Annotated in this window: 7 protein-coding genes and 1 pseudogene; 3 read left to right on the forward strand and 5 right to left on the reverse strand. The window is 72.1% G+C overall.

All coding sequences use genetic code 11. The annotated features are described in order from the left end of the window. The 3 genes and pseudogenes from IE136_RS15590 to IE136_RS15600 form a co-directional block, all read left to right on the forward strand. Positions 1 to 238 (forward strand): annotated as a pseudogene (locus IE136_RS15590) (ABC transporter); the annotation flags it as partial. After that, the gene (locus IE136_RS15595; RefSeq protein ID WP_158993475.1) at positions 235 to 1,026 is read left to right on the forward strand and encodes an ABC transporter permease; all 792 of its coding nucleotides are present in this window, start codon (positions 235 to 237) and stop codon (positions 1,024 to 1,026) included. The pseudogene IE136_RS15590 and the gene IE136_RS15595, both read left to right, overlap by 4 nt. Positions 1,027 to 1,650: 624 nt before the next feature. Beyond that, the gene (locus tag IE136_RS15600; RefSeq protein ID WP_269783588.1) at positions 1,651 to 2,259 is read left to right on the forward strand and encodes a response regulator transcription factor; all 609 of its coding nucleotides are present in this window, start codon (positions 1,651 to 1,653) and stop codon (positions 2,257 to 2,259) included. Positions 2,260 to 2,267: 8 nt separating this feature from the next. Here the strand turns inward: IE136_RS15600 and IE136_RS15605 are convergent, their stop codons facing one another. The 5 genes from IE136_RS15605 to IE136_RS15625 form a co-directional block, all read right to left on the reverse strand. After that, positions 2,268 to 4,130 (reverse strand): ATP-binding cassette domain-containing protein, encoded by a 1,863-nt coding sequence (locus IE136_RS15605; RefSeq protein ID WP_158993473.1) that lies wholly within the window; start codon positions 4,128 to 4,130, stop codon positions 2,268 to 2,270. Continuing rightward, complete coding sequence (locus IE136_RS15610) at positions 4,127 to 6,025, reverse strand: ATP-binding cassette domain-containing protein (RefSeq protein ID WP_229818871.1); 1,899 nt, start codon at positions 6,023 to 6,025, stop codon at positions 4,127 to 4,129. The genes IE136_RS15605 and IE136_RS15610 overlap by 4 nt, the downstream gene beginning before the upstream one ends. A gap of 151 nt (positions 6,026 to 6,176) precedes the next feature. Further along, on the reverse strand, positions 6,177 to 6,305 hold the full coding sequence (ramS, locus tag IE136_RS15615) for a mycelium formation morphogenetic lantipeptide SapB (RefSeq protein ID WP_015037662.1): 129 nt from the start codon (positions 6,303 to 6,305) through the stop codon (positions 6,177 to 6,179). Beyond that, positions 6,302 to 9,055 (reverse strand): class III lanthionine synthetase LanKC, encoded by a 2,754-nt coding sequence (gene lanKC, locus IE136_RS15620; RefSeq protein ID WP_158993471.1) that lies wholly within the window; start codon positions 9,053 to 9,055, stop codon positions 6,302 to 6,304. Before lanKC ends, ramS begins: the two co-directional genes overlap by 4 nt. A gap of 448 nt (positions 9,056 to 9,503) precedes the next feature. Further along, a complete protein-coding gene (locus tag IE136_RS15625) occupies positions 9,504 to 9,776 on the reverse strand; it encodes a hypothetical protein (protein ID WP_158993469.1) in 273 nt (90 codons plus the stop codon). Positions 9,777 to 10,044 lie beyond the last annotated feature (268 nt).

Raw genomic sequence — 10,044 nt, forward strand, 5'->3', positions numbered from 1 at the left:
CCGGCTGCGGTTCGCCGACCCGGCCGCGTACCAGAACGCCACCACCGCGCTCCACGACGTCACGCGGGACGACGAGGCCCTCGCGCTCCAGATCCCCAGCGACGGCAGCCAGCGCGCACTGCGCTCCGTCCTCGACCGGCTGCACACCGCCGGCATCGAAGCCGACGAACTGACCGTCCACACCCCCGACCTCGACGACGTCTTCTTCGCCCTGACCGCCAAGGAGGCTGTCCGATGAGCTCGCTCTCCCTCGCCGTCCGCGACTCGTCCACCATGCTGCGCCGCAACCTGCTGCACGCGCGGCGATATCCGTCCCTGACGCTCAATCTGCTGCTCACGCCGGTCATGCTGCTGCTGCTGTTCGTCTACATCTTCGGCGATGTCATGAGCGCCGGGATCGGGGGCGGCGGGGCGGACCGGTCACAGTACCTCGCGTATCTCGTCCCGGGCATCTTGATGCTGACCATCGGCGGGACCACGATCGGCAGCGCGGTGTCCGTCTCCACCGACATGAACGAGGGCATCATCGCCCGCTTCCGCACCATGGCGATCCACCGCGGCTCCGTGCTCATCGGGCACGTCGTCGGCAGCGTCCTGCAGTGTGTGATGAGCGTGGTCCTCGTCGGGGCCGTCGCCGTGGCCATCGGGTTCCGCTCCACGCATGCCACCGCTCTGGAATGGGTCCTGGCTCTGGGGCTGCTGACGCTCGTCGCCCTCGCGCTCACCTGGATCGCGGTCGGCATGGGCCTGTCCAGCCCGAACGCCGAGGCGGCCAGCAACAACGCCCTGCCGCTGATGATCCTGCCGCTCCTGTCCAGCGCCTTCGTTCCGGTCGACGCCATGCCCGGCTGGTTCCGGCCGATCGCCGAGTACCAGCCCTTCACCCCCGCCATCGAGACCCTGCGCGGACTCCTCCTCGGCACCGAGATCGGCCACAACGGGTGGCTGGCCGTCGCCTGGTGCCTCGCACTGGCCGCACTGGGCTACTTCTGGTCCACGTCGCTGTTCGGCCGCGACCCGAAGTAGGCCGCCACTCCCCCTCCCGGGCGGCGTACTCCGACACCACGTCGGCGTACGCCGCCCTTCGGCGTTCCCCGGCTCACCCGCACGGGACAAGACCGCTTGGCAACCGCACAAGGATGCTCAAGCGCCAGGTGTTCGGCCGCGTCGGCTTCGCACTCCTGCGGCAAGCGAGTCATGTGCACCTGATGCCGGCAGTCAGAAGAGTCATCCAGACCGATGCCACTGCCTTCCCCAGATCAGATCGCGGGGCGACGCAGCACGTCAGTGGGATCCCGATCGCTCTTCCGAAAGGCTTCAAGGCCGTGCTCGTGGGTGAACCGCCGCCCACCGCGCCACGGAGTGCCCAGAGGCGGGCTGCCGTACCGCCGCCGGCGTCGGCCGTTGCACGCCGGACGGAGGTGGAATCTGGACAATCCCAGCTCGCTTCGGTCGGCACCGCACCTCGTCGGCCTGCGCACGGAGCGTGGGCAGGGAATGGTTCCGGCCGGGGCGACGCCGTGTGCGCCCCCTGTGCGCCTGGTGACACGTTCTCGTTGGAGTGGCAGGGGCAGAGGGGTGAGGTGGGGTGGGGTGGGGTGGGCCGCGTAGGTCATGTTCACGGCATGGCGTGGGGTCGAAGGGGTGGGGATGATACGAGTGACGGTGGTCTACGAAGCACAGCTGCTGCGTGCTGCGCTTGTGGAACTGCTGCGGTCAGGCGGGGTTGAGGTGGTTGCCTCGATGTCCCACTGGCCGCAGGGGCCGGCGTCGGTGACGTCTGCACCGGACGTGTACGTCGCCGATGCGGAGTGCCTGGCGCCCTCCGCCACGGCGCCGGCCCCCGCCTCGGTATCGGCGTCGGTCGTGGAGGGTGGTTCAGCTCTGCTGGCGCTGATTCCCGCGCAGCGGCCTGGTGTCTTACGCCGGGCCCATGCGGCGGGGGCGACGGGTTTCGTTGACAAGAACGGTTCGAAGGAGCGGTTGCTCGAGGCAGTGCACCGTGTCGCCAGGGGTGAACGTTTCATCGACGAGACGCTCGCCCTGGGGTTCCTCCAGGCCGCGGAGATGCCCCTGACCCGGCGTGAGCTGAGTGTTCTCTCGCTGGCCGCCAACGGGGCGCCGGTCGCCGAGATCGCCGGGGCACTGCACCTGTCCAAAGGCACCGTGCGCAACTACATGGCGAGTGTCATCCGCAAGGTCGGCGCGCGCAACCGGGTGGACGCCATCCGCATCGCCCAGGGCGCGGGGTGGACCTGACCCTCCGTTCACCCCCGGGCGTCGTTCCAGTGCCCCACCAGGTCGCGGTAGAGAGCGGAACGTACGAGGAGGTCCTGGTGCGTGCCGTACTGGGCACGGGTGCCGTCCAGGACGAGGACCCGGTCCGCGCGCAGCGCGGAGGAGAGGCGGTGGGCCACGACGACGAGGGAACCGGGCCGGGCTCGCAGGGCGCGTTCGGCCACGGCCTCGGCGACGGGATCGGTGTGGCAGGTGGCCTCGTCGAGCAGCAGCAGGGGGGCCGGAGAGAGGTGGGCGCGTCCCAGAGCGATCAGCTGGCGCTCGCCGAGGGAGAGGGCCTGTGGGTCAAGCGGGCGGTCGAGTCCGCCTACGCGGTCGAGGAGCGGTTGCAGTGCGAGTGCCCGTACGGTCTGGTCGAGGTCGGACCGGCGGGCGTCGGGCCGCAGATAGCGGAGGTTGTCGCTCAGGGTGCCGGTGAAGACGTACGCCTCCTGCGGGATGAGAACGCGCAGGGCCGCGAGTTCGGCGCGGCTGTGGTGTGCGACGGGACGGCCGTAGAGCCGTACGTCGCCCTGATCGGGTGTCAGCAGTCCGGCCGCGATGCGCAGGAGGGTCGATTTGCCGATGCCGCTCGGGCCGACGACGGCGATGTGCTGTCCGTCCTCGACGGTCAGTTCCAGATCGTCCAGTACGGCGCGGGCACCGGGCCCGTACGCGGCCCGGACGTGGCGCAGTTCCAGTGCCGCCGTCGCCCGGGCGGCACTGGCCGTAGGGCCGGGACCGCGCTTGGGGGTGGGGGGATCGGGCGCCGGTAGTGGTCGAGTGAGGCGGTCGAGGATGACGAAGAGGCGTGCTCCCGCTGCGCCCAGAACGGTCATCAGGGTGTGCAGGGCCGGCAGCAGCGCTTGGAGGACGTAGGTGAGCGCGCCCACCAGGGCGCCGGCGGTGACGCCTTGGCGAAGGAGCCACGGGGTGGTGGCGAGCAGTAGGAATACCGGCAACTGCCCCGCCGTCGCCACGCAGAGCGTGCGCACCGCCGCCCAGCGGGCCATGGCGCGCTGGGCGGCGGCGGCTTCGTCGATGGCACGGCGGTTGTGTACGGCGGTCGGTTCCTGGGTGCCGCAGGCGACGATGTCGCGCAGGGCGGTGCGGGTGATGTGCGCTCGCCGTCCGACGGCCTCGTCGGCGTCGAGGTAGCGGTGCTGGGCCCGGGCCATGGGCCGCAGGGAGGCGATGAACAGGGCCAGGCCCAGCACCAGCGGGGGCAGGACCACGAGGAGGAACTGCGGTGCGAGTGACACAAGCCCTGCCAGGGCTCCCACAGCGACGAAGACGAAGGACCGGGCGGCGAGCACCAGCCCTGCGAAGCTGTCCCGGGCGATCTCGGTCTGACTGGTCAGCCGGGACACCGCGGTCGTGTCCACGGCCGGGCCCGCTGCGGTGGCCGCGCGCAGTGCGTGCATCACGGACCGCCGCACGAGGTGGTCGCGCAACGGCTCTGTCAGGTGAGGGAGTTGGGCGAAGACCCCACGGACGACCGGGGCACCGAGAAGGATGACCACGGCGGCTCCGGTGAGCCAGAGCAGTCCGGCCGCGGGGGCGCTACGAAGGAATCCGTCGTCCAGTGAGCGTGCCACGCAGTAGCCGCCGAGGAAGGTCTGCGCGGACTCGGCCGCGGACCATGCCGCCAGTTTGGCCAGGACGGCCTTGCGGCGGCCGAGGAAGACCCTCGCCGAAGCCGTGACGCGCCGGGGCGTGCTCGGCGCTTCGGTCGGCCCCGGTTCGGGGGTGGACGTGTGCGTCTTCAGGTCCGTCGCCGGGTCAGTCGTGGCCTCCGTCGTCGGGGCCGTCGTCGGGACCGTCGTCGCGTCCGTCCGCCCTCGCGGTTTCACTGGCCCGTCCCGAGGCCGTTGCGGGTGGGCGGGCCGGCGGGGCTGGAGCGCTGCGCGACTACGGGTGCCGGCGGTGGTGCCGGTAGCGGTGGGGTGGGCGAAGCCGGTGACACCGGCACCCCCGCACCTGTCCCCGTTCCGGCACCTGCGCCGGTGGACGGTGGCGGGGCGGACGGCAGTGACGCCTCGGCCAGGAACACCGCGCGGTAGTCGGGGTCCTGCCACAGCCGCGCGTGCGGTGCCAAGCGCCGCACGCGGCCGGCCTCCAGCCAGACCACCCGGTCCGCACGGGCCGCGGTGGACACCCGGTGGGCCACGATCAGCTTGGTGCACGGCCGCAGCGACGTGGAGAGGGCGAGTTCCACCTGTCGTTCGGTGGCCGTGTCCAGACTCGACGTCGCGTCGTCGAGGATCATCAGTCGCCCCGAATTGATGAACGCCCGTGCCAGGCCCAGACGTTGGCTCTCACCGCCGGACAGCGGCGCGTCGTCCAGTGGCGTGTCGTATTCCTGCGGCAGCAGACGGATGAAGGTGTCGGCGCTCGCGGCCCTCGCGGCCCGGCGGACTTGCGCGGCCGTGGCGGGGCTCTGGCCGGGGCCGATCCCGGCGGCGAGCCCGGATCCGACCGTGGCGGCGGCGCCGTCGAAGGCGGGGCGGGCGAAGGCGTAGGCGGTCGCCTGCCGCAGTTGCGTATGGGTCAGTTCGGTCAGGTCGATGCCGTCCAGCAGGACGCGCCCCGCGTCGGGGTCGGTCAGCCGGCCGGCGACGGCGGCCAGGGTGGACTTGCCGGCGCCGGAGCGGCCCACCACGGCGACCGTCGAGCCGCCGTCGATCGTGAGCGTCACGTCCGTGATCAGCGCGACACCGTCGCATACCACCCGCACCCCCCTCAGCTCCAGGGTGCCAGGCCCGTCGGCCGGCAAGACGGCGGAGCCGTGGGGCATTTGTGGGAGATCGGCCAGTTCGGCGGTGCGGCGACCGGCGCTGCGGGAGCGGACCAGCGTGCCGAGCGGTGCCGCGATGCCCCCGATGCCGGCAGCGAGGGCGGCGTACCGGGAGGCGGCCAGCAGCTCGCCGACGCTGACCTGCCCCGCGGCCAGCCTGGTCCCCGCCACCGCCACGACGGCCGTGGTGAGCAACGGGAGCAGGACGCCGCTACGGGCCACGGCGCGGCCGTGGACGAGCCACATGCGCGTTCCGTGCCGCGCCATGTCCTTCAGCGGGGCGAGGATGCGGTCCTGTTCGCGGCGTACCGTGTCCGCGGCGGCGATGGTCCGCGCGCCGCTCAGCGCCTCGGCCAGCCGGGCGGCGATGGCGCCCTGCGCCTGCTGGTAGCGGCCGACGGTGTCGGAGGACTGGTGCGCGAACGTGCGCAGCAGCAGGAGCAGGAGCGGCAGGCCGGCCACGAAGACGGCGGCGGTCCAGGGGTCGATGAGGAGCAGCGCGACGAGGGCGCCGGCCGGGGCCAGTACGCAGGACACCGATGTCGCCAGGGCCGCCGGGGCGGTGCCGCTGTCGGTGGCGTTGACGCACAGCCGGGCGGCGACGTCGCCGCCGGAGTGGGACGCGGCCCGGTTCGGAGCGGTGCCGAGCAGGCCGTTCAGTGCGCGCAGGCGGATCCAGGCGGTGGCGCGGGCGTTGGTGAGCTGTGTCAGCAAAACCGCGGCGGTCTCCAGCAGGATTTCCGCGGCGAGCAGCACCGCGACCCACACCAGCCAGGTACCGGCGCCGGGGCGTTGGTGCAGCAGCAGGTCCAGCGTCCTGCCGGCGAGGGCGGGGAGGGCGAGCGAGCATGCCGCGCCGGCGACCTGGCAGGCCAGCAACAGCGCCGTGGTGCCCGCGGTGTGCCGCACCGCGCTGCGCAGAAGCCGGTCGGAGCCGGTCGACGAGGCCATCCGGTGCCCTTTCTCCTGGCGGGTGTGAAGTCCCCGCCGGGCCGTGCCCGCGCTCGGCCCCGACGGCCGGTGCCCCGGGAGACACGCTCCAGGGGCACCGGGACTCCGCGACGGCGCTTTCAGCGGCGGCCGTGTGCGGAGCCGGTCCGCGTCAGTTGCAGGTCGTCACGCTCAGGCTGCTGTCGCCACAGAGCAGCAGGCTCGCGCGGCTTCCCGTCTCGACGTCGCCGATGGCCTCGTCCTTGGGGGTCTCCAGCGACTGCAGGTCGAACAGGTTCATGATCGTTTCCTTTCGTGCGGGGACGGTTGTGCTATGGACGACCCCTGGAGCGGGGCCGGTTCTTGGGGCCGCGGAAGCGGCGGGAGGAACGGCAGGTGCGCCGGGCGGTCGCCCAGCGCTGCCGCGAGGGCCAGCAGGACGCCCGCGGTGCCGGTGGCGAGGTCCATGGAGAGTCGCATCATCTGTTCGCCGGGGAAGGCGAGATGGCCTTGGTAGGACATCGCGTGCCAGGTGAGGCAGTCGACCTGGCGGCGTACGTCCTCGGGCGCCGTGCCCGGTCCGTCGGCGTTCGTCCGTGCGAGGTGGAGCACCATGCCGGCGACGCCGCGGAAGAGACCCGGCTGGGCGTAGAAGGTGGCCTGGGCCGCCTGCACGATCTCGCGTCGGGCGCGGTCGAGGGCGTCGTCGTGGCGGTGGAGGAGGTAGTCGTCGATGACCATGCCGATGCCCACGCTGCCGGCACCGAGGTACGGCATCGTGCGCCAGCCCTCGTCAACCTGCAGGGTTCCGGAGACCCCGCGCACGCAGCGGCTGAGGTCGTCGTGGAGGGCTTCGGCGGCGAGGTCGAGCAGCGCGGTGTCCCGGGTGCGTTCGTAGAGCCGTATGAACAGCAGGGCCCGGCCGGCCGCCCCGTGGAGCAACCCGGTCCGCACCCGGCCCGGCGCCGCACCCGCGGGTCGCGAGGACGCGACGGGCGGGGAGGACGCGGCGGGCGGGCGGGCCGTCAGTTCGGCGCACCGCAGGGCTGCCGTGTGCAGGCCGCTCTCGCCGGTGACGGTGGCCAGGGCGTCCAGGGCGAGGCCGATTCCGGCCGTTCCGCCGTGCAGGTCGGGAGCGAGCGCTTCGTGGTCCTGTGCGAGGACGAGTTCGGCCAGCTGGAGGGCGGACGCCGTGTGCCCGAGCCGCTGGAGGGTCCACGCGATGCCGGTGAGCCCGTCGTAGAAGCCGAGCGGCGTGCCGGACTCGGGCTCCTTGGCGTACCGCAGGAGCGTGTCTTCCGCTGCCGGACATCGTTCGGCTCCGCTCTCGCGCAGGGCGTACAGGACTCCCGCGGTGCCGTGACCGACGGACAGGCCGCCGCCGGCCGTGGCGAACTGGGCGATGTCGCCGGGGAAGAAACGATCCTCTCGGTCGGGTGTCGCCGACGCCAGGATCGCGCGCACCATCGAGTCGCGGCTGCGCGGCCAGTCCCCCGGTTCCTCGGGCAGGAAACGGGCGCGGCCCGCGGAACGGCCGGGCGCCGGCGCGCCATCGCGCGGCGGGGCGGCGGGGCGGGGCGGTGTCCCGGCGGGCAGCGGGTAGCCGTCGCGCGGCGGGACGGCTGCGGGCTCGCGTGTGATCTCCCGTACCGCCGTGTCCAGGAAACCGTCAGGTAAGGGGAATCGCGCCGCCGCCACCTGTGCGAGATGCGCGGCCTTGGCCCGGTCCACGGCGAGCAGGCTGGTCAGCGGGACGAACAGAGCGATCCGCAGGCACGCCAGGGCATAGCGGTCCACATCGAAGCCACGCCGGTCGGCGGGTGCGACGAACGCCGGGTTTGCCACCGTCTGGCGGCCGCCCTGCTCGGCCGGCTGGGCCGCCTCGAAGTCCAGCAGCACCACGGAGGACTCGTCCTCGGACACCATGATGTTGAACAGGTGCAGGTCGTTGAAGACGATCCCGCGGGCGTGCACCGCGGCCACGGCCTGCTCGACCAGCCCGTGGATCCGCAGGGCCCAGTCGGTGTACTCGGCCAGCCGATCCGCCGGTGGATCGGCCTCCATCAGCGGATGCCTGCGGGCGAAGAAGGTGTTGAGCGGCCTGCCCTCCACGAATTCCAGCGCCAGGAAGTGGTGGTCGCCGATCGTGAAGTGGTCGAGGACCTCCGGTGTGCAGGCGAGCCCCGAGAGCCGCTCCAGCGCTGCGCGTTCTCGGTGCAGGCGGGTGACGGCGTCGGCACCGTCGGCGGCCAGCCCGGCGTATGGGCGCGCCTCCTTCAGGACGACTCGTCTGCCGCTCTTCCGGTGCTTCGCCTCGTACACGCCGCCGCCGTTGGAGAAGTGCAGGGCCTTGACGATCTCGTACGGCATGTCCTGGACGGTCACCGCGGCCCTCGCCTCCAGGTGCGGGCGCAGGAAGGGGGGCACGGTCACCCACGGGGGCACGCGGAAGACGGGACCGCGCTGGTCGGGTACGAGTGTGCCGGAGCCGTCCTCCAGGGCGGGGCGCAGCTCCCCGTGCTCGTCGTAGCAGTGGCGACGGGTGAAGCTGCCGTACCGCAGGTGCACGGGACCCCGGCCCCACCGCAGGTCGCTGAGAATGTAGGGGCCCGGCCGGCCGTCGAGCAGTCGCGCCAGGTCGGTGGCCACGCGCTCGCACTGCTCGTCGTCGGCCGGGTACACCGTGATGAACTTGCCGCTCGCCGCGCGGTCCGCGTACTTGGCGTTGCGCTGGTGCAGCAGGTACCGGCTGGGCACGAACTTGAAGGCCACGTCGTTGCGCAGACAGTATTCCCGGACGGTTGCCAGGACCGTCTCGGCGTTGTCGAGATCCGCCGAGACGTGGATCTTCCAGCCCTGCGACGGGAGGGGATGGTCCAGGGGACGCAGGGCGAGCCAGTCACCCGTGCGATGGCTGGTCCAGCCCTCGGGGACGGGGAGCCTGGCCGCCGAGTAGAGGGAGTCGCCGGCCGCGTCGGCGAAGACGAGGCGATGCGGGGCGTCGTAGAAGTGACGGTCGGCGTCGCAGAAGACCGCGTACCCCTTGTTCACAACACACTCCCTCGTTCTCGGCCGTTGACGAGTACGACGTTGTCACGGACCACGCGCGCCCCGACAGTCACCGCTGTCACCTTCCGCATGTGCACTACGCACAAGTAACCGGAGCCTCATGTGGCGGGCGGTACGAGGACTGGCGGCCCCTGCCCCTCAGTGAGGGGCAGGGGCGACGGCCGGCTCCCCCGTCGGCGCGACAGCACGACGAACAGCGCGACGAGCGGGACGACAAGGAAGGACGACGAGCAGCGCGCCCGTGGCCTCGGGAATGCTGTCGGCAGGCGGCTCGGGCAGTGGTGGGCCAGGGCGCCCGTCCGCCGTCGCCATGCAGGGACGCCCCTCAGCACGTCGCGGCCCGTCGGGCGGCTGGTGTGACGTCAGCTCAAAGGGCTTCGGAGCAGTGGGAGAAGTGTGTCGGTGGAGCCCTGCCTTGAGGTGGCGGGAGTCAGGTCCGGCGACACTCGCGGAGTGTCCGGGCTCCCTTCGCCGCGATTGCCGAGCCCATCAGGACGAGACCACAGAGCATCACCGCGGAGTTGCCGAGGGCGAGGCCGGCCATGAGTGTGAAGCCGCTGGCGGCATCGAGGAGGTCGAGCCGTGCCTCGGTTCGACGTGCGGGTTCGGCTCGACGCATTCGACGCAGGATGGGGATGAGGGAGAGAAGCTGGAGCACCGCGAGGGCAAGGAGCACCCAGCGGAAGGCGACAGGTATGTCCACACCACGGAATGTATGCCCGGCTCGACGATCGTAGGTAGCCGGAAGTCGAACCGCCGCCCAACTCGCGGCAGAGCTCCCTGCTCGACAGGCTTGCCGATGTCCAGGACCTAGTCTCGCCGCGCGGCGGCTGCCACGCGCGAGCGGTGCTGTGGCCGACCTTGCGGGCCGGGAGGTGCCGGCGTCGCGCACCCGGGGACTGGCGACACGCCCGGGTGCGCGACGACTGTGGGGACGTGGACGGTGGACGTCTATGTCATGCGGTCGAGCC

Origin of the sequence: Streptomyces lateritius (assembly GCF_014649715.1) — a bacterium.
Classification (GTDB): Bacteria; Actinomycetota; Actinomycetes; order Streptomycetales; family Streptomycetaceae; genus Streptomyces; species Streptomyces lateritius.